Below are 23,861 nucleotides of genomic sequence, written 5' to 3'. Positions count from 1 at the left end.
AAAAGCGCTGAATGAGCGCCTAAGGCGAATACGGTTATGACACCGCGAACGTTTACCGAAACTACTTCGGAGCGACGCTGATAGTCGAGGATCTCTTTCGCCCTGCAATCTGGTTTGAAAAGTGAATGCGGCCCCTCGAAAGCGGGGCCGCATTTTTTTTCGCCGCGAAGTTTTCGCGGGTTGCTTTGCCGGCAATCTTCCACGAACGATACGATGTGCCTCCATGGCACTTCTGGAGAAAAACATGGTTGCGATACGTCTGCCCGATGGTTCGGTTCGACAGTACGATCATCCCGTCACGGTCGCTGAAGTGGCGGCTTCGATTGGCCCCGGCCTCGCCAAGGCGGCGCTCGGCGGCAAGCTCGACGGCGAGCTGGTCGACACCTCGACGCTGATCGATCGCGACGCATCGCTTGCCATCGTCACCGAGAAGGACGCCGATGGCCTCGACATCATCCGTCACTCGACGGCGCACTTGCTTGCATATGCGGTGAAGGAGCTCTATCCGGAAGCGCAAGTCACGATCGGGCCGGTCATCGACAACGGCTTCTACTACGACTTCGCCTACAACCGTCCCTTCACGCCCGAAGATCTGGAGAAGATCGAAAAGCGCATGCAGGAGCTCGCGAAGAAGGACGAGCCGGTTACGCGCCGTGTCGTTTCGCGCGGCGATGCGGTCGATTACTTCAAGAGCATCGGCGAGAAGTACAAGGCTGAGATCATCGAATCGATTCCTGGCGCCGAGGACATCAAGCTCTACGCGCACGGCGGCTTCACGGACTTGTGCCGCGGCCCGCACGTGCCGTCCACGGGCAAGCTCAAGGTGTTCAAGCTCATGAAGGTCGCGGGCGCCTACTGGCGTGGCGATGCGAAGAACGAGCAGCTGCAGCGCATCTACGGCACGGCCTGGACGAAGAAGGAAGACCAGGATCAGTACCTGCACATGCTCGAAGAGGCGGAGAAGCGCGACCACCGCAAGCTCGGCAAGCAGCTCGACCTGTTCCACATGCAGGACGAGTCGCCGGGCATGGTGTTCTGGCACCCGAAGGGCTGGACGCTCTGGCAGCAGGTCGAGCAGTACATGCGCGGCCGCCTGCGCGATGCCGGCTACGACGAGATCAAAACGCCGATGATCATGGACCGCTCGCTCTGGGAAGCGTCGGGCCACTGGCAGAACTATCGTGAAAACATGTTCACGACGGAGTCGGAAAAGCGCGACTACGCCATCAAGCCGATGAACTGCCCGGGCCACGTCCAGGTGTTCAACCACGGCCTGCGCTCGTACCGCGACCTGCCGCTGCGCTATGCGGAATTCGGCTCGTGCCACCGCAATGAGGCGTCGGGTGCGCTCCATGGTCTGATGCGCGTGCGCGGCTTCGTCCAGGACGACGCGCACATCTTCTGTACGGAAGACCAGATCATCAGCGAGTCGATCGCCTTCAACACGCTGGCGATGAGCGTCTATAAGGATTTCGGGTTCGATCACATCGACATCAAGCTCTCGCTGCGCCCGGATTCGCGCGCGGGGACGGATGAGACGTGGGATCGCGCTGAGCAGGGCCTGCGTGACGCACTGACGGCTTGCGGCCTGCAATGGGAAGAACTGCCGGGCGAAGGCGCGTTCTACGGCCCGAAGGTCGAGTACCACATCAAGGACGCGCTCGGCCGCTCGTGGCAGTGCGGCACGCTGCAGCTCGACATGGTGCTGCCGGAGCGCCTTGACGCCGAGTACGTGGCTGAGGACAACAGCCGCCGCCGCCCGATCATGCTGCACCGTGCAATCCTCGGTTCGATGGAGCGTTTCCTCGGGATTTTGATCGAGCACCACGCTGGTGCGATGCCGTCCTGGCTCGCTCCGGTGCAGGCTGTTGTGATGAATATCGCCGAAAGTCAGGCCGAATACGCGACAAATCTAGCCCAATCGTTGCAAAAACAAGGGGTTAGAGTGCAGGCCGATTTGCGCAACGAGAAAATTAGCTATAAAATACGCGAGCACACGCTTGAGAAGGTCCCGTACCTGCTGGTTGTCGGCGACAAAGAGCGTGAAGCACAAACGGTAGCCGTGCGTGCCCGTGGCGGCGTCGATCTGGGTGTCATGCCTGTCGACGCGTTCGCTGAGCGTCTGGCGCAAGACGTCAAGACGTTCAAGTAAGCCACCTGGCAGCGCGGCTCGTTTTTTTAATTTTTAGAGGAAACGTAACATCGCTACGGATAAGTCGCATCGCATCAACGGTGAAATCACTGCACCCGAGGTGCGTCTCGTCGGAATCGAGAACGAGCCGCTCGGCATCGTAAAACTGGCCGATGCGTTCCGCATGTCGGAACAGCAGGACGTCGATCTGGTTGAAATTGCCCCGCAGGCGGTGCCTCCCGTGTGCCGCCTGATGGACTACGGCAAGTTCAAGTACCAGGAATCGAAGAAGCAGCACGAGGCCAAGCTCAAGCAGAAGGTCATCCAGGTCAAGGAAGTCAAATTCCGTCCGGGTACCGACGACGGCGATTACAACGTCAAGCTGCGTAATCTCACTCGCTTCCTCGATGACGGCGACAAGACGAAGATCACGTTGCGTTTCCGGGGCCGCGAAATGGCTCACCAGGAAATCGGCATGCGCATGCTCGAACGCCTTCGCACCGACCTCGAAGAAGTCGGTCAGGTCGAGCAGATGCCGAAGATGGAAGGGCGCCAGATGATCATGGTGCTCTCGCCCAAGAAAAAGAAGTAATTGGCGCGCCGCGCGTTGTTGTATGCGCGGCGGTCACAGCAGTTTTTGTCAGACGTTTCTCTATGCGGTTAGCACGGGGAAACGGGAAGCAGGTTCCGGAACGGCGCCCGCGCGCCGCACGTCAATGTGCGGCAAACGGGCGTTTTTCCTGAAAGCGGCGGCAAGCTTGTTTTTTGAGCCAGCCAGCTGCGAAAACAAGTGGAGTGGGTTTCGAAGGGCGGTTTGAGGGCGAAGCGCGCGAGCGTGGGAGCCAGCCGCACACCCATGTCCATCAAATAAATGGAGTTTTTCATGCCCAAGATGAAGACCAAGAAGAGCGCCGCAAAGCGCTTCGTGGTTCGTCCGGGTGGTACCGTCAAGCGCGGTCAAGCCTTCAAGCGTCACATTCTGACCAAGAAGACCACCAAGAATAAGCGTCACCTGCGTGGTGCAACGGCCGTTCACGAGTCTGATGTGAAGTCCGTTCGCGCAATGATGCCGTTCGCGTAATCCTCAACCGACAACTCATAGGAGCTACTCATGCCTCGAGTCAAACGTGGGGTTACCGCACGGGCCCGTCACAAGAAGATCATCAAGCTGGCCAAGGGTTACCGCGGCCGTCGCAATAACGTCTATCGCATCGCCAAGCAGGCGGTCATGCGCGCAGGCCAGTACGCCTACCGCGATCGCCGCAACAAGAAGCGTGTGTTCCGCGCACTGTGGATCACGCGTATCAACGCTGCGGTGCGTCAGCACGACATGACCTACAGCGTGTTCATCAACGGCCTGAAGAAGGCTTCGATCGAACTCGACCGCAAGGTTCTGGCTGACATGGCTGTGTTCGACAAGGCTGCATTTGCTGCGATCGTCAAGCAGGTGAAGGCCGCCGTCGCTGCCTAAGTAAGGTATTGCGCAGGTTCGTTGCAGCAGCGTCCGGTTGTCTCGGTGATGCTGCAACAAAAACGGGGCTCCTCACCGAGCCCCGTTTTTGTTGGCGAAGCGCTTCCTGCGCCGCTCAAGTCTCAAACACTGACGCTGAAAAGATGGGATCAATGGATCTGGACCAGATTGTCGCCGACGCGCAACGCGCCTTCGCCTCCGCCCCCGACGTCAACACGCTTGAAAATGAAAAAGCGCGTTTTCTCGGTAAATCGGGCGCGCTGACCGAGCTGCTCAAGGGCCTCGGCAAGCTCGACCCGGAAACGCGCAAGACCGAAGGTGCGCGCATCAACGCCGTCAAGCAGCAGGTCGAGGCCGCGCTCAACGCGCGCCGCCAGGCGCTTGCCGACGCGCTGCTGAACCAGCGTCTCGCTGCCGAGGCGATCGACGTCACGCTGCCGGGCCGCGGCGCCGGCACCGGTAGCCTGCATCCGGTGATGCAGACGTGGGAGCGCGTCGAGCAGATCTTCGGCTCGATCGGCTTCGACGTGGCCGACGGTCCCGAGATCGAAACCGACTGGTACAACTTCACCTCGCTGAACAGCCCGGAAAACCATCCGGCGCGTTCGATGCAGGACACGTTCTACGTGGACGGCAAGGATGCCGAAGGCCGTCCGCTGCTGTTGCGCACGCATACGAGCCCGATGCAGGTGCGCTACGCGCGCACGCACACGCCGCCCATCAAGGTGATCGTGCCGGGCCGCACCTATCGCGTGGACAGCGACGCCACCCACTCGCCGATGTTCAACCAGGTCGAAGGCCTGTGGATCGAAGAGAACATCAGCTTCGCGGACCTCAAGGGCGTCTATACGGACTTCCTGAAGAAGTTCTTCGAGCGCGACGACATCCAGGTGCGTTTCCGCCCGTCGTACTTCCCGTTCACGGAGCCGTCCGCCGAAATCGACATGATGTTCGAGCAAGGCAAGAACGCCGGCAAGTGGCTCGAAATCTCGGGCTCGGGCCAGGTGCATCCGACCGTGATCCGCAATATGGGCCTCGACCCGGAGCGCTATATCGGCTTTGCGTTCGGCAGCGGCCTCGAACGCCTCACGATGCTGCGTTACGGCGTGCAGGATCTGCGTCTGTTCTTCGAAGGCGACCTGCGCTTCCTGCGCCAGTTCGCTTAAGCCCGAAGGCCACGTAAGGCACGCACGGCATCCGCGGTTCGCGAAGCGCACGCAGCACCTGAAGCCGCAAGCTTTGGCGCGCGAGAAAACGCTACGCGACGGTCTCAATCTGTCTGGAACGTAAAACGAAATGCTATTCCCCGAATCCTGGCTGAGAAGCTTTGTCGATCCGAAGCTCACGACCGATGAACTGGCCCATGCGCTGACCATGGCAGGCCTCGAAGTCGAAGGCCTGCGCCCGGCCGCGCCGCCCACTGCGAAGATCGTCGTGGGCCGCGTGCTCGAAGTCGTCAAGCACCCGGACGCGGACAAGCTCAATGTCACGCAAGTCGACGCCGGCACCGGCGCGACGCTGCAAATCGTCTGCGGCGCACCCAACGTGGCACCCGGCATCAAGGTGCCGGTGGCGCTCGTGGGCGCGGAACTGCCGCCCGCGGAAGAGGGCGGCAAGCCCTTCGCGATCAAGCTCTCGAAGCTGCGCGGTGTGGAAAGCCAGGGCATGCTGTGCTCGGCGCGCGAACTGAAGCTCTCCGAAGACCATAGCGGCCTCATGATCCTGCCGGAAGACACGCCGGTCGGCCAGGACATCCGCGAGACGCTCAATCTCGACGACACCATCTTCGAAATCAAGCTCACGCCGAACAAGGCCGATTGCCTTTCGGTGTACGGCATCGCACGCGAAACCGCCGCGATCACCGGTGCGCCGCTGCAAGCGCCCGTGTTCCCGAAGGTCGATGTCAAGCTCAACGAAACGTTGCCCGTGAAGATCTCGGCGCCGGACCTGTGCGGCCGTTTCTCGGGCCGTGTGATCCGCAGCGTGAATGCGCACGCGAAGACGCCTGCGTGGATGGTCGAGCGCCTCGAGCGTTCGGGCCAGCGCAGCATCTCGGCGCTCGTCGACATTTCGAACTACGTGATGCTCGAACTGGGCCGCCCGTCGCACGTGTTCGATCTCGACAAGATTCACGGCTCGATGGACGTGCGCTGGGGCAAGAAGGGCGAACAGCTCAAGCTGCTCAACGGCAACACCGTCGAAGTCGATGAAACCGTGGGCGTGATCGCCGACGAGCGCGAGATCGAAAGCCTCGCGGGCATCATGGGTGGCGACAGCACGGCCGTCTCGCTCGACACGAAAAACATCTATCTCGAAGCCGCGTTCTGGTGGCCGGACAGCATTCGCGGCCGCTCGCGCCGCTACAACTTCTCGACCGATGCGGGCCACCGCTTCGAGCGCGGGGTGGACTGGTCCACGACCGTCGAGCACCTCGAGCGCATCACGCAACTGATCCTCGATATCTGCGGCGGCGAAGCCGGTCCGGTCGACGACCAGACGGTGAACGTGCCCGAGCGCGCGCCGGTGAAGATGCGCGTTGCGCGTGCGAACCGCATCATCGGCGTGAAGATCGATGGCGATGCCATCGCGCAGATCTTCACGCGTCTCGGTCTCACGTTCGAACGCAGCGTGGAGAATGGCGACGACATGTTTAGCGTGATGCCGCCGCCGTATCGCTTCGACATCGAGATCGAGGAAGACTTGATCGAAGAAGTCGCGCGCATTTACGGTTTCGAGAAGATTCCCGCGAACCCGCCCGTCGCGCGCAGCGAGATGCGTGCAACGAACGAAACGCGTCGCTCGGTTCACGCGATTCGTCACGCGCTTGCCGAGCGCGATTACGCTGAAACGATCAACTTCAGCTTCGTCGACGCCGAGTGGGAGCAGGATTTCGCGGGCAATGCGAATCCCGTGAAGCTGCTGAACCCGATCGCGAGCCAGCTCTCGGTCATGCGCACGACGCTGTTCGGCAGCCTCATCAACGTGCTGCGTCACAACCTCAACCGCCGCGCAGACCGCGTGCGTGTGTTCGAGGCAGGTCGTGTATTCCTGCACGATCCGTCGATCAAGGCGGGCGAGATGACGGTGGAAGGTTTTGCGCAGCCGAAAATGATCGGTGCGCTCGCCTACGGTCCCGCGCTCGAAGAGCAGTGGGGTGCGCAGACGCGCGGTGTCGATTACTTCGACGTGAAGGGCGATCTCGAAGCGCTGTTTGCGCCGCTGGGCGCGGCAAAAGCGCCGCGTTTCGTGAAGGCGGAGCACCCGGCGCTGCATCCGGGTCGTAGCGCGCGCATCGAAGTCGATGGCCGCGCCGTGGGCTGGATTGGCGAATTGCATCCGCGCTGGATGCAGAAGTATGACCTGCCTCATGCGCCGATGTTGTTCGAAGTCGAAGCCGATGCGCTGATGGCTCGCGGGCTGCCCGCACCGTCGGAAGTCTCGAAATTTCCGCCGGTTCGACGCGACATCGCGCTTGTCGTCGATCAAAAGATCGAGGTGCAGGCACTGCTCGACGAGCTTCAGAAATGCCTGCAAGACGAGCCCGGCAAGATTGTCCAGAGGGTTGCGCTGTTCGATGAATTTCGTGCAAAATCAAATACTTCCGGACTTGGCGCGGACGAGAAAAGCCTTGCCTTCCGGGTGACCCTGCAAGATACTGGCGGAACCCTTCAGGACGAAACGGTCGACGCGGCCATCAAGTTCCTGGTGGATCGCCTGGCTCGAGTGTTTGGCGCCCGGTTGCGCGGATAAGCTCTAAGGCTCATCTCCTGCCGACATTGGCTTCCGGTTTGCGAGGTTGCAGGTCATCCTGGCAACCGGAAGCGCGCCATTTCATAGATAGATGAACGAAATGAACTCGAGTGATTTCGAAGCCCTTCTTGCGGCACAGCGTAGCGCCATGATTCGCGACATTCCTGCCTCGTCGGCAAGCGCCACGAACGACACGCCCACGCTGACCAAAGCCGAGCTCGCGGAACTGCTGTTCGACAATGTCGGGCTCAACAAGCGCGAGGCCAAGGACATGGTCGAAGCGTTCTTCGAAGTGATTCGCGACGCGCTCGAAGGCGGTGACAGCGTAAAGCTCTCGGGCTTCGGCAATTTCCAGTTGCGCGACAAGCCGCAACGGCCGGGCCGCAACCCGAAGACCGGAGAGGCAATTCCCATTGCTGCGCGACGCGTGGTGACATTCCATGCGAGCCAGAAGCTCAAGGCGCTGGTCGAGAGCGGCGCCGAGGCAAGCTTCTCGCGCTGATCCATCAATCAAGGCATCATGCGCGGGAGGACCCGCGCACGCTCGCACGGGCCGCACATGACGGATCGTGCAGCGGGCGTGACTGGAAACAACTGACCGGCGGCGACGCCACATTTGCGCAACCACCACGACGGCAACCCGGCGATGACATCGACAATCGAAAAGGTCGTCTTGCCCCCCATCCCCGCCAAGCGCTACTTCACGATCGGCGAAGTGAGCGAGTTGTGCGGTGTGAAGCCCCATGTGCTGCGGTATTGGGAGCAGGAGTTCACGCAGTTGAGGCCGGTCAAGCGGCGCGGCAACCGCCGTTACTATCAGCATCATGAAGTCTTGCTGATCCGGCGCATTCGCGAACTGCTTTACGAGCAGGGATTCACGATCAACGGCGCGCGCAACCGGCTCGATTCGTCTGGCGCGGTGGTGGAAGACGCTGCGTCGGGCGATGTGGGTGAGGAGAGCGTTGCGCAGAGCAATATGGCGATGGTCGACGTCGACCAGTTGCGCAAGGAATTGCTGCATGTGATCGACCTGCTCGGGCAATGAAAGCTCCTTCGGCAATCTTTGTAGCGAATTGCGATTTGGGTGGTTCTAATTAGAGAAGCGCTCTGTTATACTTTCTAGCTCTCGGGGCGTAGCGCAGCCTGGTAGCGTACCTGCATGGGGTGCAGGTGGTCGGAGGTTCAAATCCTCTCGCCCCGACCAGAAGTCAAAAAAGGCCTTACGGTGAAAACCGTAAGGCCTTTTTCTTTTGTGCCAGAAACGCTGTTCGGCTCTATCGCATGATCCGGCCTCACTGTGCCTCGACGAATTGCACGATTTCGCCGTTATCGCGCTTGAGGTACAGATCGGCGCCTTTCATGCGCACCTCGTTGCACGAATACGGAATTTTGCTGCCCTTGCTGCAGATCTTGCCATCTTCAGCTTTCCAGTCACCGTGATCGGCGAATCCTTTGCTCGACTTGAAATCGAAGCTGCCGCCGTCGCCGTACTGGACGTACCACATGCTGCCGTCGCCGAGCTTGATGTCGAAGGCTTTGCCGGTGAGGCGTTGCTGGAGTGTAGCGGCGTTGGGCGTGGTGGCGTCGTCGGGGAAGGCCGTGCCTTGCGCAAGCGCAGTCGCGGCTGGGACCAGGAGCATGGCGGCAAGCAGAATCTTCATTTGATCTCTCCAGGCACTGAAATGGCGGGCAGCGAACATGGGCCGACAGCCCAATTTACGCCGGTGCATTGCGCCCCTGTGTTGTCTCCCGCGCATAACGTCTGAACCTGAGCGGACTGTGTTAAGTCCTTCAATTCAAAGCGTAAGCCTCTACGGACCAGGAATAAGTCCGCAATATTCGGTGTTAATTTTTCTCACATATCGATGAGAATCATTCGCTAGGAGGGTTGCGCTGCGCCCTTTACGATTAGCGCTTGACTGCCGATGTTGTCCCCTTCGTACGTGCACTGTCGACCATGAATCCGATCGAACTCGCTCAACTCGTTTTTCTGGCCGCCCTATGGGGCGGGTCATTCCTCTTTATCCGTGTCGGCGTAACCGATCTGGGTGTGGCGCCGCTGATGGCGCTGCGCGTTGGCATCGGCGCGCTGTTCCTGCTGATCGTGCTGTTCTCGCGGCGTTCGCCGCGCGAGGCGCTAGGCGCGTTGCGCGAGCGCGCGTGGCCGCTCTTCGTGGTCGGCATCCTCAACTCGGCCGCGCCGTTCTGCCTCTTCGCATGGGCCGAACTCACGCTCTCCGCGGGCGTGACTTCGGTGATCAACGCGACTACGCCGTTGTTCGGCGCTGTGGTCGCGTATTTGTGGCTCAAGGACCGGCTGAGCGGTTCGCGCATTGCGGGCCTCGTGATCGGCTTTGCAGGTGTGCTCGCGCTGGTTTGGGATCAGATCGCCACGCGCGCCGGCGATGGGGCGAGCACCTCGGCCACTGTGCTTGCCGCCGGGGCTGCGCTCTGTGCGGCGGCGCTTTATGGCGTCGCGGCGAGTTTCACGAAGCGCCATCTGACCGGTGTTGATCCGCTCACCGTGGCCGCTGGCACCATGACGGCCGCCACCGTCGTGCTGACGCCGTTCGCGCTGGCCACCTGGCCGCATGCCGCGGTTTCTTTGCATGCGTGGGGTGCTGCGCTCTGTCTCGGCGTTGCGTGCACGGGTGTTGCATATCTGCTGTTCTTCCGCCTGATTGCCGCGATTGGCCCCGCGCGCACAATTACCGTGACGTTTGTGATTCCGGTGTTCGGCATCCTCTGGGGCGCGCTGTTTCTTGGCGAACGTGTGTCGGTGGGCATGATCGAGGCTTGCGTTGCGATTCTCGCGGGAACGTCGCTTGCGACCGGCTTTATCAAGCGGCTTCCGGGTCTGGGGGCGCGCAGGGAAGGCACGGGCGCCAAACAACAATAAGCGCCTGGGGAGGCGCGGCAACTAACTAAATGGTTGCGTAAGCAACGATATGGCGTCGTGCAACGCGACGTCTTGCACGGTTGTCCGTGCCGTGCTCACTGAGCCATCTGCCAGGCCGTTGAACGAGCCTCGCGCCATTGCTTTCACTCATTTCTTGTGCATCGCCGCGCTTGATGTAAGACGTCAATGCGCGGCGCGTGATTTGCTTCGATGCGATTCTTCAGAATCACGTGATCGAACGCACCGACGCGCTAATCCGCTTCGCTGAAAAATAAATAAATGCCAATAAGTTCGATTTAGTCCGATCGCTCCAGGTAAAAGCGATAAGGGTTGCGCTTTTGTGTGAAGTAAAAGCTGCCGGTTAATGTGTCATTCAATTTGATTGCAGGTGTTGTGTATTGTGATGAAAGCCATGAGTCAGGCATTCAAGCGAGTGGGGGTGCAGTTGTCAGCAGAAGTCGGAACTCGCGATTACACTTGGCTGCACCATGCGAGAGGGATTCGCAAATGGCCGCAAATGTCCGCTCCAAAAGGGAAGCGAGGTTTTAAATAGCGCGTCGTGAGATGTCGTTCGTTTCCGGGGATATTCATGACAGGAAAAAGATCGGAGTGGCCGCTCCGGATGGCGCGTGGAGTATGCGCGACCCTGTTGGCCTTTGGAGCGGCGGGCGCGCATGCCGACCAATTCGGCGTCCAGTTTGGGGGCGGCGTCGCAAGCTATGGCGTGAAGAAACTCGACCTGGGCCTCGTTTGGGATCCGGGGCTTCAGTGGTGGCATTTCGGAGGCTTTCATTTCACGGTGGTGGGCGAGGGGCACGTCGCGTACTGGGATCTCACGGAAGACGGTGCCTCGCATCCGAACATCTGGGAATTCGGCTTGACGCCGGTGTTTCGCATCATCAAGGACAGCGGTTGGTTCAGGCCGTTCTTCGAGGCCGGCATTGGTGTGCGTCTCCTTTCGCATGTGCAGCTCACGGGCGACCGCACCATGTCGACGGCATTCCAGTTCGCGGACGTAGTGGGCGTGGGTGCGCAGTTCGGCGAGCATCAGAACTTCCAGGCCGGTTTTCGCTTTCAGCACGTCTCCAACGCCGACATCAAGACGCCCAACCCGGGCTTGAACTTCAGCGAGATCTACGTGCAGTACAACTTCTGAGTCAGGTGTGCCCAGGGCGGGGGGCATTATCGCCCCCCCGTCGCACCGGTTTCAGCCTGCCTTCACAACCCGTTACACTGTCGCTTCATGATGCGGTGCATCACGCGCACCGCATGGCCGGTTTTTTCCATCGGCGATGCACAGGCGTCGCAGACCAGTGAGTGAGGAGCAGGCATGGCAATCGAGACGGTTGGGATCGTGGGCGCGGGCACAATGGGCAACGGCATCGCGCAGGCGGTGGCCGTGGCGGGGCTCAAGGCGGTGATGATCGACGTGACGGACGCGGCGCTCGCCAAAGGCGTGGCGACGCTCACGCACAGCCTTGAGCGGCTCGTTTCGAAGGGCAAGCTCGATGCGGCCGTGCGCGATGCAGCGCTCGCGCGCATCGAGACCAGCACCGACTACCAGCGCCTGGGCAGCGCCGATCTCGTGATCGAGGCGGCCACGGAGAATGTCGAGCTCAAGACGCGCATTCTCAAGCAGATCGAAACCGCTGCGCGTCCCGACGCGATCATCGCTTCGAACACCTCGTCCATTTCGATCACGGCGCTCGCGACGACGCTTGCCGATCCTGCTCGTTTCATCGGCATGCACTTTTTCAATCCGGTGCCGATGATGCCGCTCGTCGAGGTGATCCGCGGCCTGCAGACGCGCCCGGCCGTGGTCGATGCGGTGCGAGATCTCGCGCAGCGTCTGGACAAGACGCCCATCGCGGTAAAGAACGCGCCGGGTTTCGTCGTGAACCGCATTCTCGTGCCGATGATCAACGAGGCGTTCTTCGTGCTCGCCGAAGGCGTTGCGAGCGCCGAGGAAATCGACGCGGGCATGAAGCTCGGCGCGAATCATCCGATTGGGCCGCTCGCGCTCGCGGATCTGATCGGCCTCGACGTGTGCCTCTCGGTGATGGACGTGTTCCTGAAGGACTTCGGCGACTCGAAATATCGTGCGTGCCCGCTCTTGCGCGAAATGGTGGCAGCGGGGCAGCTCGGTCGCAAAACCGGTCGTGGCGTGTACCAGTACGCCTAAGTTTCCTGAGGATTCCAGAGTATTCCGGTTCAGGATCGCACGCCTGCCTTGTATTGCGTGACCTGGCGGTAAGTGCCGCCGGGGCGCAATACAAGGTCATTGCATTCTGGTGCTTCCATATTGATCTGGTTCGGGAATCCGCCCGCTTCCAGACACAGCGCCGCGTGGCGCACGCACGGCGCGCCGTGGCGCCCCGGCTGACCTTCCAGATAATTTCCCGTATAGCACTGCAGGCCGCGCTGGTCGGTTGCGACCGTGAGTTCGCGTCCGCTGCGGGGCTCGTAGACATTCGCCACGCTGCGCACAGCCGGTGCATGGCCCGTTCGGGCGGCATCGCGCACGATGTAGCAGTGGTCGACGCCGCCCGCCAGTGCGATCTGCGCATGGGGCGAGTCGAGCCGCGTGCCTAGTGGAGCGCCCTCGCGAAAGTCGAAGGCGGTGCCGCTGACGTCGGCCATGCCAATGGGGATCATCCGCGGATCGACTTCGAGGTACGCATCGGCGTCGATCGTGAGGATGTGATCGCGAATGTCCGAGCCCGGTTCGCCGCTGAGGTTGAAATAACCGTGGCTTGTGAGGTTCAGCGGTGTGGGTGCGTCGCTGGAGGCTTCGTAGTCGATGGTGAGCGTGCCGTCGTCGTCGAGCGTGTAGCGCACCTGCACGCTCACGTTGCCGGGAAAGCCGCCGTTGCCTGCGGGAGACTCGAGCCGCAGCAGCAGCGCGCCGCGCTCGTCCTCGGCTTGCCATATCGCGCGGTGAAACCCGTTCGCGCCGCCATGCAGCAGATTGCCGTTCTCATTGCGGTCGAGTCGGTAGTCGACGCCATCCAGTGTGAAGCGCGCATCGGCAATGCGGTTGGCCCAGCGGCCAATCAGGCCGCCCATGTACGTTGTGGCCGTGTAGTAGGCGGTGGGCGTGTCGTGGCCCAGCAGGATGTCGGCGAGTCGCCCTGTGCGGTCGGGCGCGTGCCAGGACACCAGCGTCGCGCCGAGGTCGCTGATCTGCACTCGCATGCCTCGCGCGTTGCGAAGCGTGTAGAGCCGGCAGGCGTCGCCGTTGGGCAGGGCGCCCCAAGGTTCGGAACTCAATTGAGCGATTCGGTTCATGGGGCGTGTTTCCTTTTAATGACTTGGAGTATTCCAGGCGGAAAGCGTGCGGGTCATACAACTCCATGCGGCCGGTATGGCGTCGCAATAGTTTGGACTATTGACCGATGGCGTTCAACCGATATGCCACCATGCGGGCAATAGTGCGCGCACGTCGGGCCGCGCGAAGCGGTCGTCGAGCAGATGCACGACGCCGCTATCGCGTTCGGTGCGAATCACGCGGCCTGCGGCCTGTACGACCTTGCGCAATCCGGGAATCAGGTAGGTGTAGTCGAACCCGGCGCCGTAGAGCGTTTCCATGCGCTCGCGCATCGCCTCGTTGACGGGATTCACCTGCGGCATGCCGAGCGTCGCGATAAAGGAGCCGATCAAGCGCGTGCCCGGCAAGTCGATGCCCTCGCCGAAAGCGCCGCCGAGCACCGCAAAGCCGATTCCGCAACCGCCTTCCACGAAGCGCGCGACGAAGGCCTGTTGCTGCGCTTCGTCCATCGTGCGTGACTGCATCCATGTGCTCACGTGCGGGTGCCGCGCGACGAAGGCGTCGGCGGCAAGCTGGAGATAATCGTAGCTGCTGAGGAAGCACAAGTAATTGCCGGGCCGCGCTGTATATTGCGCAGCGATGCGCTCGACCAGCGCATCGAGCGAGCGCTCGCGGTCCTTGTAGCGTGTCGAGATATCGCGCGCGATCCGCACCTCGAGTTGCTCGGTGCGAAACGGCGTGCCGATCTTTACGTTCACGGTGTTTTCCGGCAAGCCGAGCATGTCGGTGTAGTAGTGCGTGGGCGCGAGCGTGGCGGAGAAAAGCGTCACGCTGTGGGCTGCCGCCATGCGCGCGCGCAGCGCGCCAGCCGGCACGATGTTACGGATACAGAGCGTCGAGCGCGCGCGCTTCGCTTGCGGTGCGCGAAGCGGCGTGACGTCGAAGATCGATTGCGTGTCGAAGCGTTCGGCCATGCGCACGAAGTGCAGCGCGTCGAAATAGAAGCGTTCGAGCTCGGCGTCGCGCACGAGCGCCGGTTGCGCAAGCTGGTCGCCAATCGCGGCAATCACATCGCTGAGCGCGGCGACTAAACCATCGGGCAGCGCTTCGCTCGCGCGCCAGGCGTGTGGCTGTACAGCGTTTTGCGCGTTCCAGAGGCGCGCGAGGCGGGTCAGTGCGCGCTTCACCGGGGCGCTTGCTGCACGTCGCACGGCGTCCACGCGCGTTTGCACGAGCTCGGCGGAATACATCGCGCGGGCGCGTTCAGGCAAGTTGTGCGCTTCGTCCACGAGCACGCTCGTGTGCCACTGATTGTGCGCACCGAGCATGAACAGCATGGCGCTCACGTCGAAGTAATAGTTGTAGTCGCCGACGATCACGTCGCTCCAGCGCGCGAGTTCCTGGCCGAGGTAGTACGGACACACCTCATGTTCGCGCGCGACTTCGCGCAGCGTCGCGCGCTCGAGTCGCACGCGCGTGAGGGCAGCCGCGCGTGCGGCGGGCAGGCGGTCGTAGAAACCACGCGCGAGCGGGCATGATTGTCCGTGGCATGCGAGGTCTGGGTGCTCGCAAGCCTTTTCGCGCGCGACCAGCTCTAAAACGCGCAGCGGCAGCGCGCCCGCGTTACCACTCGCATTAGCTTCGCCATCGGCATGCACATTGGCGAGCGTGTTGAGTGCGTCGATGGCCAGTTGACGTCCCGAGCTTTTGGCGCTCAGGAACAGCACCTTGTCGATGTCGGCCCGCGCGCAGGCCTTCAGTTGCGGGAACAGCGTGCCAATGGTCTTGCCGATGCCGGTCGGCGCTTCCACCAGCAGGCAGCGGCCTTGCGTCGCCGCGCGCCACACGGCCTCGGCGAGATCGCGCTGGCCTTCGCGGAACGCAGCATGCGGCAGGCGCAATGCCGCGAGCGCACTGTCGCGCGCCGCGCGATGCGCGCTTTCCTGTTCCGCCCACGCGACGAAGCGTGCGCATTGCGATTCGAATTCGGCGCGCAATTGCTGTGCGCTCGCGTGCTCGACAAGTGCCGTCTCACGTCCCGAGCCAATCTCGTAGTAAACGAGCGCAAGTTCGAGCGCATCGAGGCCGAGCTTTTCGCACATCAGCGCGCCGTAGACGCGCAACTGCGCCCAGTGCAGCGCGCGCTGGTTCTCGCGCATCGCGTCCAGATCGCCGCGATAGGTCTTGAATTCTTCGAGCCGTTGGCGTGCCGGGTCGTAGCCGTCGGCGCGGCCACGCACGGTGAGCGTGCCGAACACGCCGGTGAGCGCGACTTCGGTTTCGTAGCCGGCGGGCCGGCGCGCGGCAATCGCGGCGTGGCCGGCGCGGCCTTCGCTTGCATCGGGCGAGGGCGTGAAACGCAAGTCGAGGTCGCCGCGTTTAGCGGTGAACTCGCAGAGCGTACGGACCGCGACGGTGTAGCTCATCGCATTGGTGCAGCGTTCACGTTTGACTGCGCCGCCCAGCGCACTTGCAGCACCGTCACGGGCACGCCGTGCGCGGCGCAGTACGCGAGCCAGCGGCGCTGGTTGTCCTGCAGCCGGTCGCCGGGGCCTTTCACTTCGATCAGTTCGTAGCGTCGCTCGCGCGGCCAGAAACGCACGAGGTCGGGCAGGCCCGAGCGATTCGCGGCGGGCTCGCGCAGGAGCCGCTCGAACCATAGCCGCAAGTGGGCAGGAGGAAAACAGTCGAGTGCGAGCGCGAGCAGGGCGGCGTCGAGCGCGGGCCATGCGACGTAAGGCGACTGGATGCCGGACTTCTCGCCAAAACGCTGCTCGATGGTCGCGCGATACGTGCCGCTTTCGAGCTCGGCGAGACAGGCGGCGAAGAGCCCGGCGCGCCGCTGGACGAAGTCGGCGGCGTGTAGATCGGCGGGGCCGCGCTGGAACGGATGGAAGAATGCGCCCGGCAGCGCTGCGAAGAGAGCGGGCCAGCAGAGCAGGCCGAACAGGCCGTTGATGAGCGTGTTCTCGACGTAGAAGACGGGTGCGTCCGCGCGCTCGAGCGTCTGGCGCGCGGCTTCCTCCACGCGCAGACCCGCGCAGGCCGCGGGTAGCGTGAGTTCGGCGCTGGCGAACGTCGGCGCGCGGGTTGACTCGCGGGTTGCCTGGCTTACGCCTGTTTCCGCGCTCGCGGTGCGCCGTCGCGCGAGGCGCGCGAGCGTGCGCGTCGCGCGTTGCGCTTCCTCTTCGTTCGCGGGCGCGCCGGCAATCGTCCGTGCGAGCGCGAGGGCGTCGGCGCGGCGGCCCAGTTGCTCGAGCACGCGTACGCGCCGGTAGCGCGATTCTGGATGGCCGCAGTCGATATAGGCGCGCCACGCGAGTGCCGGTTCGCCCATCCGTTCGGCAGTCTGACCCGCTGCGTGGCGCACCCGGTCGTGACGCGAGCGCAGCCAGTCGTTGGACTGGGTGTACGGCGCGAGCAGGTCGAGCGTATCGAGCGCCGCGCCCACGGCGGTGACGGCGCTTGCGGCATCGGGCGCGAGATCGAAGGTCTCGCGGCAGTCTCGCAGCGCAAGCCAGGCGTCGATATCGGCGCGCTGCCGGAACGCGCGCGACGCGCTGTCGAGCGGCACGGGCTCGTAGCGATAGACACCCAGATCGGCGAGCACGAACTCGGACCAGTCCTGCCGCAGGTTGCCGAAGAACATCAGCCTGAGCCGCTCGCACAGCGGCGCGGCGGCCAAATGGAAGACGGTATCGGCCGAGCCAGGAAACCACGCGGACCAACCGCGCGCTTCGGGTGCAGCGGCTTGCAGGGCTTCGAGCGTTTCGGCGCGTGTGGTGCGTAAGGTGCGTACGGTGCGTGTGGCTCGCGCACCGGGCGCAGCGGTATCGGCTGCGAAGCGCGCATTGAGCGTCTGCAATTCGGCCTTGGTGACGAGCGCGGCGAGGGCATCGAGCGCGAGCACGGGCGCGTTGTCCAGCCAGCCCGCGTCGACGAGGGGAGCGGCCGCCGCGCGCGGACAGCCAATCTCGGCGTAGTCCAGTTTGCTTGCGCGAAAATTCGGGCCCTTGCGCATCAGCATGCGCACGAACAGCGCGCGCGAGCCGCGCGGCAGGGCGCGGAACCCTTGCACGAAGCGCTGCTCGGCTTCGTCGAACAAGTCGGCGCAGCGCGCATCGAGCGAGGCGAGCGCGCGTTCGAAGTTCGCGAGGTAATAGAACGGATCGGGGGATTCGGGAAGCACGCGCGGCACTGTATGAATATACAGCAGCGATGATAGCAGGCCGGCGTGGCCAGCGAGCCTCGGGCGGCAGCAGTGGCGGCGCCAAAGTCCGGTGCGCCTCGGGTCCTCGCGGCCTGTACGCTACAATTGCCGCAGCCTGAAAACCGAACCGCGCGAGAAGCGCAACAAGAGCGATGAACAAACGGAAAGCTTGCCTCGTCGGCCTCACCGCCGGGGCCACTCTGCTCGCGGGATGCGTCGCGCAGTATCAGAACCCCAGTGAGTGCGAGCAGGAAATGCGCACCCGGCTCGCCAGCGCTTCGCTGGGGGCATTGTCCGTCACGCATACCGCCGTGGCGTATCGCGGCAAACGCGTCGTGGTCGAAGGCTTGCTCGATCGCGGCGCATTGCCGGCATCGGGCAAGCTCAGCGCCTCGGCCGCGGCTGCTGTGGCGGGTGCGTCCGCCACGACAGCAAGCGCTTCCGGCGCGAGCGCGGCAAGCGCCTCGACCGCGTCTATGCCGACCGCGACTTCAACTGCAAATTCGACTGCCGCAGTGGCTGCGCGCGGCGCGTCTGCGCCGCTGGCTGCGTCCATGGTTTCGGCGGCTTCGGGTGCCTCCGCAGCATCCGCGCCGGCTGCGGCTCCGGTCGCGGAGGGCAAGCCCACGACGCCGATGGCGGTGCTTGCCGTGAAGCTCGGTTTGCACAAGGCGCCGCGCCCGTCCACTGCCGCCGAGTGCACCTACGACAAGACGGGCAGTCTCACGTCGTTCCGCTGGCTCTCTCCGGGCGCGCTCGCGAAGACCACGCCCGCGCCGGAAGTCGACGACGAATGACCCGCGCGCTTGCGCGCACCACTCAGAACGCGAAGTACGGCCCCGTTCCCGCCGGGGTCACCTGGGCTTCGATCGCCGTATAGATTCGCCGTCCGAAGAAGAACGGCAATCCCCAGCCGAACATATTGCCGTTGTATCCCGCGAGGTCGTTGAACGCCCAGTTGCTGCTGGCGAGGAGCGTTTGCGCGTTCGCAACCGAGACCGAGGCCGGCGCGCTGATGCCGTCTGTTCCCTTGATCGATGCGCCGATGCTTTGCGGCGTGCTCGGGCAGTACCACACACCGCAGCGCGTGAGGGCGGAGGTCGCGAAGAAGAAGCCATTCGATCCGCTATCCAGATAGCTGAGCGGATAGATCGAACCGTCCGAGGTCGTGGTCGTCACGTAGCCCGTTACCGTATTCGCGCGCAGCACTGTAGCGCTGCCGAGCGCGTTGTTCGGTTGCGAGCCGATGCCGAAGACCAGGGATCCGCTCACCGCGCTTTGGCCCGTGTCGGGCACCGCCGGCAGATCGATCACGACGCCGTTGTTGTCGGTGGCAAACGACGCGACGGGGTTGCGCACCTGCTGCGCAAGTGGCTGCGCACTTGCCGTGCAGCTGCCGGACGGGCATGCGTAGTACCACGAACTATTGGGTTGATTAACGCAGGCTGCGCCGCAGTCGGCATTGAAGGTCCCGACGCCGAGGATGCCGTTCGAGCGCAGCGCCGTGGTATTGATCATCGCGAACCCGAAACCCTGGCAGTAACTCGGCGTGGTGGGCACGGACGCGTCGGCGATCACCTGAATCGGCAGTGACGGGGCAACTTCGCCCGCGAGCCGCACGTCGGCGCTGCGCACCGCGCCCCACGTATAGCCGGTGCCGAAGGCCGCGCATTCGCCAGCGGGCGACGAACTGGCTCCCGCGTTGACAGCGGGCAGGGCGAATCCGGCGGGCAGTGCGGAGGCGAGCAGGCGCAGGCCTTGCGAGCCGGTGTCGACCTGCACGTTGTCGACGGTTGCGCAGGTCGTCGTGCCCGGCACGCACACGGTCACGCTCGCCATGAGCATGTTGCGTGCGGATTGGGGCGTGGCGGCGACACTGACCGCGAGGACATTCGGCGTGGTCGATTGCGGCACGGTGCCGGACGTGCTGGAGGGGCCCGGACTGGTCGACGACGGCGCACTCGCACTCGACGGCGCACTGGCCGCAGAGGGCGTGCTCGCGGGTGTCGTGCCGCTTACTACGCCGGTGTTGCCGCTTCCCCCGCAGGCCGTGAGCACTGCAGTGAGCACTGCGGTGAGCGCCACGGCGAGGATGCCCGCGGACACGCGCGAGTGTGCGTTTGCGCGCTCCTCCGCGGGCGAAACGCGTTGCGCCGGCGTGCTCATTGCAGGTCTCCTTCCGTGATGCCCGCAGGCAACGCCGCAGGCAGCCACGCACGGCCGATATAGCTGCGCATTTGGCCACCAGATTCGACGACGACCGTGGGCGTATCAACGCGTGCGGCGTGCAGGCTGTCGCGTCCGGCGGCATGGAGCGCGGTGGCGCCGCTGTGCCAGTCGGCGGCGTAGCGGCCAAGCAGTGCATCGAGATCCGGCGGGGTAGGGCCTTGCCACGTATAGGCAAAGATCTGGCCGTTGCGGGTGGCGATGTACTCGTTGAAGTGCGTGCCGCCCGCGTCGACGTAGCTCGTCACACGTGCTGCGCCGCCCGCGAGCGTCTGGGCGTTAGCGGGCGTGGAGGCTTGTGGAGTCTCGGCCGGGGCCGTGTCGCCGAGTGCCGCGTGGGCCGGTGCGGCGCCGGCCGCGAGGCCCGAGAAGAGGCAGGCGAAGGTCGCGGCGCGGCCCGCCTGCAAGCAGCTGCAAGTTTTCATTAACTCTCCGTACGTTGTTCTTTGGGCTTATCTCTTTTTTCTCGGGGAAATTAACATCGGGCCGCTCATGCAAGCTCAGCGAGCATCAAATGTCGACGGGCGCAAAACTGACGGCCCCTCGTCGACATACGTAGCTCTTTGATAAAAAAGGAAATGTTCTAGATTTATGGGCGTGGAGATGAGCGTGTGAAATGTTGATGAACGTTACATTGATGGTGCAAAAAGGGGCCGTGGGGTCCGTCACCCAGCGCCTGGAGCGCCGCTCTGACGGGCTGGCGCACGCCGGGCGACGCCGTCTCTGCCTGGTTTTTGCACAGCACGGCGTCTCACCGGTAAAATGGCTGGTTGATCCACGGAAACTAGCCCGTGGCCTAGCCGAAGGGATTACCCGAACATGAGTGATTTTCACCAACGTCTTGCCGCACGCGCGCTCGCGCTCCTGATGGCGGGCGGGCTGGTCGCCGGTTGCAGTTCGCCGACGCCCGGCAAGATCGATTACCGCAGCGACGCGAAAGCGAAGCAGGCGTCGCTGGCCGTGCCGCCGAACATGCTTGACGAAACGGGCGACCAGCGCTCGCTGCCTCCGCAAGGCGGCGAAACCTCGCTGTCCGCGCTCAAGCAGGTTCAGGCCGCGGCGCCCGCGTCCGACCAGACACAGGTGCTCCCGCAGGTGCCCGGCATGCACATTCAGCGTGACGGCACGGAAAGCTGGCTCGTCATCGACAACCGCACGCCCGACCAGGTCTGGCCGCAGGTGCGCCGCTTCTGGCAGGAGCAGGGCTTCCTGCTGGTGGTCGACCAGCGCGACAAGGGCGTGATGGAAACCGACTGGAACGAAACCCATCCGAAGCTCAACGACGGCCTTATCCGCAACACGCTGTCGTGGGCCACGGGCAATTCGTACGTCACGGCCGAGCGCAACAAGTACCGCACGCGCCTCGAAACGTCGCCCACCGGCGGCACGTACCTCTTCATCAGCCAGAAGGGCCTGAGCGAGCAGCTGACCGGCACCAACAACGACACTACGCACTGGGTGCCGAAACCCAACGATCCGGCGCTCGAAACCGAGTACCTCAAGCGGCTCATTGTGACGCTCGGGCGCGCCAAGCCCGGCGTGCCTGACGCGCAGATTTCCGCCGAGGCCGATGCAAAAGCGAACACGAACGCCAAGACGCCGGCCAAGGGCGCCGACGCGGGCGCAGCCGCCATCGCGGCGCAGAACGCTGCCGTTGCGGGTCAGAGCGCGCCGTCCGATACGTCGTCGGCTAACGGCGCCGCGGGGGGGCAGTACACGTCGACCGAGCTCACGCTTGCCGAGCCGTACGACCGCGCATGGCTGCGTGTGGGCGTCGCGCTCGACCGCTCGAACTTCACGGTTGACGACCGCGACCGCACGAAGGGCATTTACTATCTGCGCTACGTGGATCCGCAGGATCTGAGTTCGGCGGAGCAGGGCTTCTGGAGCCAGCTCTTCCACGGCCACAAGGACAAGGTCGCGAAGCAGTACAAGCTCAACGTGCGCGCCGTAACCGATAACCAGACCCGCGTGTCGGTCCTCGACGACAACGGGCAGGTCGACTCGTCGCGCCCGGCTCGCGAGATCATGAGCCTCGTGGTCGAGCAACTGCAATAAGCATCGTCGAGATGCAGGGGGCGGCGTCCAGGCCGCCCCAGGGCAATCAAAAAACCGCCTGCGAATTCATCGATTCGCAGGCGGTTTTTTATTCACGCTTCATGCTGCTGTCAATGCGGCGGAATCATCCACGTGAACACGTTCTGCTGAAGCCACACGAGAATGCCGAGCAGCACCGTCAGCAGGATCGAGTGCTTGAAGGTTTTCGCGAACACATGGCCTTCCTGGCCTTTGAGGTCGGTGGTCGCCACGCCCGTCGCGATGTTTTGCGGCGAGATCATCTTGCCCATGACGCCGCCCGACGAATTGGTCGCTGCCATGAGCACGGGGTTGAGGTTGAGCTGGTTCGCGGCCACCACCTGAAGATTGCCGAATAGCGCGTTGCCTGAGGTATCGCTGCCCGAGAGGAACACGGCCACCCAGCCGAGGAACGCCGAGACAAGCGGGAAGAACGCGCCCACCGAGGCCACGCCGAGACCCAGCGTATAAGTCAGGCCTGAGTAGTTCATCAAGAACGCGAGCCCGACGATGGTGGCGACGGTCAGGATGGCGATGCGCGTTTGCACCCACGTGTCGACGATAGCGGCGCCGAAGTCGGCGGGCTTGAGCCGCACGACCAACGCCGTGAGAATGGCCGCAAGCAGGATCGCGGTGCCTGTGCCGAGCGGCTGGAAGTCCCAGATCGCGCCATACGGCGTCTTGTACAGCGTGATGTAGACGGCCTTGTCGAGGCCCGGCCAGTGCACTTTGAGGTCGCCGAGCGCGAACACCTTGGCGATCGTCCAGAGAATCACGACCACCGCCACGATGATCCATGGATACCATCCCTGTGTGCCCGAGACATCGCCGCGTACTTCCTTGGCGCGGTCCACCTTGATCTCGAAGCGCGGGTCGGGCGCGGGTTTCCACACGCGCAGGAACAGGATCGTGAGGATCAGCGAGACGAGCGAAGAGAGCACGTCGGTCAGGCTGTAGTTGATGTAGTTCGCCGTGACGAACTGCGTGAGCGCGAAGCTGCCGCCCGAGACCAGCAGCACCGGCCAGATGCGCAGCATGCCGCCCACGCCCGCGTAGATGGCGATTACGTAGAACGGCAGCGCCACCGCGAAGAATGGCAGCTGGCGGCCGACCATTTGGCCGAGCGCGTCGGCGGGCAGGTGAGTGACCGCGCCGAGCACCGTGATCGGCACGCCGAGCGCGCCGAACGCCACCGGCGCGGTATTGAAGATCAGCGTGAAGGTGAGCGCTTCGAGCGCCGGGAAGCCGAGCATGATCAGGAGTGAACTGGTGATCGCGACGGGCGTGCCGAAACCCGAGATGCCTTCGAACAGCGCGCCGAACGAAAAGCCCACCACCACGAGCACGATGCGCCGGTCATTGGGCAGATTGTCGAGCAGCCACATGCGAAACGCCGCGAAGCGCCCTGAGCGCACAGCAATGTTGTAAAGCAGGATGGCCGTGACGACGATCCACATGACCGGCCACAGCGCGAAAACCACGCCGTTGAGCACCGAACTGATGGCGAGATTGACGGGAAACTGCCAGCCCACGATCGCGACGACGAGGCCCACGATGAGGCCCGCGAGCGAAGCCTGCCACGCGGGCCGGCGCGCCCAGCCCAACAGGACGAGCACCACGGCGATCGGCAGCACCGCCACGATGAACGACAGGAAGAGCGAATTGCCGATGGGAGTCAACAGCTGGTGGAACATGACGTCTCCTTTGTGCTGATTGGTATCGGCGCATCGATGCGTGCGGGCGCAAGGGTGTGCCGGGCGTGGCGTCGGCAGTGCGTGCGGCGCGCGGTAGACCCGGGCGCCGCCGTGGGGAGGGGAATTCAGTAAGGCT

20 protein-coding genes and 1 tRNA gene are annotated in these 23,861 nt (G+C 63.5%); 14 read left to right on the top strand and 7 right to left on the bottom strand.

From position 1 onward, the window contains the following. The first annotated feature begins 244 nt into the window (after positions 1 to 244). From thrS to HV773_RS30040, 9 genes are all read left to right on the top strand, one after another. A complete protein-coding gene (thrS, locus tag HV773_RS30080; protein ID WP_129561713.1) occupies positions 245 to 2,152 on the top strand; it encodes a threonine--tRNA ligase in 1,908 nt (635 codons plus the stop codon). Between the two features lie 49 nt (positions 2,153 to 2,201). After that, positions 2,202 to 2,723 carry a translation initiation factor IF-3 gene (infC, locus tag HV773_RS30075; RefSeq protein WP_129561714.1) on the top strand — a complete coding sequence of 174 codons (522 nt, stop codon included), beginning with the start codon at positions 2,202 to 2,204 and terminating at the stop codon, positions 2,721 to 2,723. A 291-nt stretch (positions 2,724 to 3,014) separates the two neighbouring features. Next, positions 3,015 to 3,212, top strand: coding sequence for a 50S ribosomal protein L35 (gene rpmI, locus HV773_RS30070; RefSeq protein WP_035530936.1), 198 nt, complete (start codon positions 3,015 to 3,017; stop codon positions 3,210 to 3,212). A gap of 30 nt (positions 3,213 to 3,242) precedes the next feature. Then, complete coding sequence (gene rplT / locus HV773_RS30065; RefSeq protein ID WP_007585475.1) at positions 3,243 to 3,602, top strand: 50S ribosomal protein L20; 360 nt, start codon at positions 3,243 to 3,245, stop codon at positions 3,600 to 3,602. Between the two features lie 152 nt (positions 3,603 to 3,754). Then, positions 3,755 to 4,768, top strand: coding sequence for a phenylalanine--tRNA ligase subunit alpha (gene pheS, locus HV773_RS30060; RefSeq protein ID WP_162497805.1), 1,014 nt, complete (start codon positions 3,755 to 3,757; stop codon positions 4,766 to 4,768). Positions 4,769 to 4,898: 130 nt separating this feature from the next. Continuing rightward, the gene (pheT, locus tag HV773_RS30055; RefSeq protein WP_129561716.1) at positions 4,899 to 7,352 is read left to right on the top strand and encodes a phenylalanine--tRNA ligase subunit beta; all 2,454 of its coding nucleotides are present in this window, start codon (positions 4,899 to 4,901) and stop codon (positions 7,350 to 7,352) included. A gap of 91 nt (positions 7,353 to 7,443) precedes the next feature. Next, on the top strand, positions 7,444 to 7,854 hold the full coding sequence (locus HV773_RS30050) for an integration host factor subunit alpha (protein WP_035530944.1): 411 nt from the start codon (positions 7,444 to 7,446) through the stop codon (positions 7,852 to 7,854). 144 nt (positions 7,855 to 7,998) lie between these two features. Then, positions 7,999 to 8,397: a MerR family transcriptional regulator gene (locus tag HV773_RS30045; protein ID WP_129561717.1), complete on the top strand. Its 399-nt coding sequence runs from the start codon at positions 7,999 to 8,001 to the stop codon at positions 8,395 to 8,397. A gap of 82 nt (positions 8,398 to 8,479) precedes the next feature. Next, a tRNA-Pro gene (locus HV773_RS30040) sits at positions 8,480 to 8,556 on the top strand. A gap of 88 nt (positions 8,557 to 8,644) precedes the next feature. Here the strand turns inward: HV773_RS30040 and HV773_RS30035 are convergent. Then, positions 8,645 to 9,013 (bottom strand): PepSY domain-containing protein, encoded by a 369-nt coding sequence (locus HV773_RS30035; protein ID WP_129561718.1) that lies wholly within the window; start codon positions 9,011 to 9,013, stop codon positions 8,645 to 8,647. 296 nt (positions 9,014 to 9,309) lie between these two features. Here HV773_RS30035 and HV773_RS30030 point away from each other — a divergent pair, with 296 nt between their 5' ends. From HV773_RS30030 to HV773_RS30020, 3 genes are all read left to right on the top strand, one after another. Beyond that, on the top strand, positions 9,310 to 10,251 hold the full coding sequence (locus HV773_RS30030; protein WP_129561719.1) for a DMT family transporter: 942 nt from the start codon (positions 9,310 to 9,312) through the stop codon (positions 10,249 to 10,251). A gap of 622 nt (positions 10,252 to 10,873) precedes the next feature. Next, positions 10,874 to 11,407 (top strand): acyloxyacyl hydrolase, encoded by a 534-nt coding sequence (locus HV773_RS30025; RefSeq protein ID WP_227875375.1) that lies wholly within the window; start codon positions 10,874 to 10,876, stop codon positions 11,405 to 11,407. Positions 11,408 to 11,581: 174 nt separating this feature from the next. After that, complete coding sequence (locus tag HV773_RS30020) at positions 11,582 to 12,433, top strand: 3-hydroxybutyryl-CoA dehydrogenase (RefSeq protein ID WP_129561721.1); 852 nt, start codon at positions 11,582 to 11,584, stop codon at positions 12,431 to 12,433. 29 nt (positions 12,434 to 12,462) lie between these two features. Here HV773_RS30020 and HV773_RS30015 read toward each other — a convergent pair whose 3' ends face one another. The 3 genes from HV773_RS30015 to HV773_RS30005 form a co-directional block, all read right to left on the bottom strand. Next, complete coding sequence (locus tag HV773_RS30015; RefSeq protein WP_129561722.1) at positions 12,463 to 13,539, bottom strand: aldose epimerase family protein; 1,077 nt, start codon at positions 13,537 to 13,539, stop codon at positions 12,463 to 12,465. Positions 13,540 to 13,653: 114 nt separating this feature from the next. Next, a complete protein-coding gene (locus HV773_RS30010) occupies positions 13,654 to 15,945 on the bottom strand; it encodes an ATP-dependent DNA helicase (RefSeq protein WP_129561723.1) in 2,292 nt (763 codons plus the stop codon). Further along, entirely contained in the window at positions 15,942 to 17,708 is a 1,767-nt protein-coding gene (locus tag HV773_RS30005) for a VRR-NUC domain-containing protein (protein WP_129561724.1), read from the bottom strand. The genes HV773_RS30010 and HV773_RS30005 overlap by 4 nt, the downstream gene beginning before the upstream one ends. Positions 17,709 to 17,881: 173 nt before the next feature. Here HV773_RS30005 and HV773_RS30000 point away from each other — a divergent pair, with 173 nt between their 5' ends. Then, on the top strand, positions 17,882 to 18,526 hold the full coding sequence (locus HV773_RS30000) for a hypothetical protein (protein ID WP_129561725.1): 645 nt from the start codon (positions 17,882 to 17,884) through the stop codon (positions 18,524 to 18,526). A 22-nt stretch (positions 18,527 to 18,548) separates the two neighbouring features. Here the strand turns inward: HV773_RS30000 and HV773_RS29995 are convergent, their stop codons facing one another. After that, positions 18,549 to 19,895 carry a DUF3443 domain-containing protein gene (locus HV773_RS29995; RefSeq protein ID WP_129561726.1) on the bottom strand — a complete coding sequence of 449 codons (1,347 nt, stop codon included), beginning with the start codon at positions 19,893 to 19,895 and terminating at the stop codon, positions 18,549 to 18,551. Next, positions 19,892 to 20,380 carry a DUF2844 domain-containing protein gene (locus HV773_RS29990; protein WP_129561727.1) on the bottom strand — a complete coding sequence of 163 codons (489 nt, stop codon included), beginning with the start codon at positions 20,378 to 20,380 and terminating at the stop codon, positions 19,892 to 19,894. Before HV773_RS29990 ends, HV773_RS29995 begins: the two co-directional genes overlap by 4 nt. 394 nt (positions 20,381 to 20,774) lie before the next feature. Here HV773_RS29990 and bamC point away from each other — a divergent pair, with 394 nt between their 5' ends. Continuing rightward, positions 20,775 to 22,013: an outer membrane protein assembly factor BamC gene (gene bamC, locus HV773_RS29985; protein ID WP_129561728.1), complete on the top strand. Its 1,239-nt coding sequence runs from the start codon at positions 20,775 to 20,777 to the stop codon at positions 22,011 to 22,013. A 110-nt stretch (positions 22,014 to 22,123) separates the two neighbouring features. Here the strand turns inward: bamC and HV773_RS29980 are convergent, their stop codons facing one another. Continuing rightward, on the bottom strand, positions 22,124 to 23,725 hold the full coding sequence (locus tag HV773_RS29980; RefSeq protein ID WP_129561729.1) for an L-lactate permease: 1,602 nt from the start codon (positions 23,723 to 23,725) through the stop codon (positions 22,124 to 22,126). Positions 23,726 to 23,861: the final 136 nt, after the last annotated feature.

Source organism: Paraburkholderia caffeinitolerans, from assembly GCF_902859945.1.
Lineage (GTDB): Bacteria > Pseudomonadota > Gammaproteobacteria > Burkholderiales > Burkholderiaceae > Paraburkholderia > Paraburkholderia caffeinitolerans.
The sequence above is the reverse complement of the archived record's forward strand: the minus strand, read 5'-3'. Positions and strand labels throughout refer to the sequence as shown.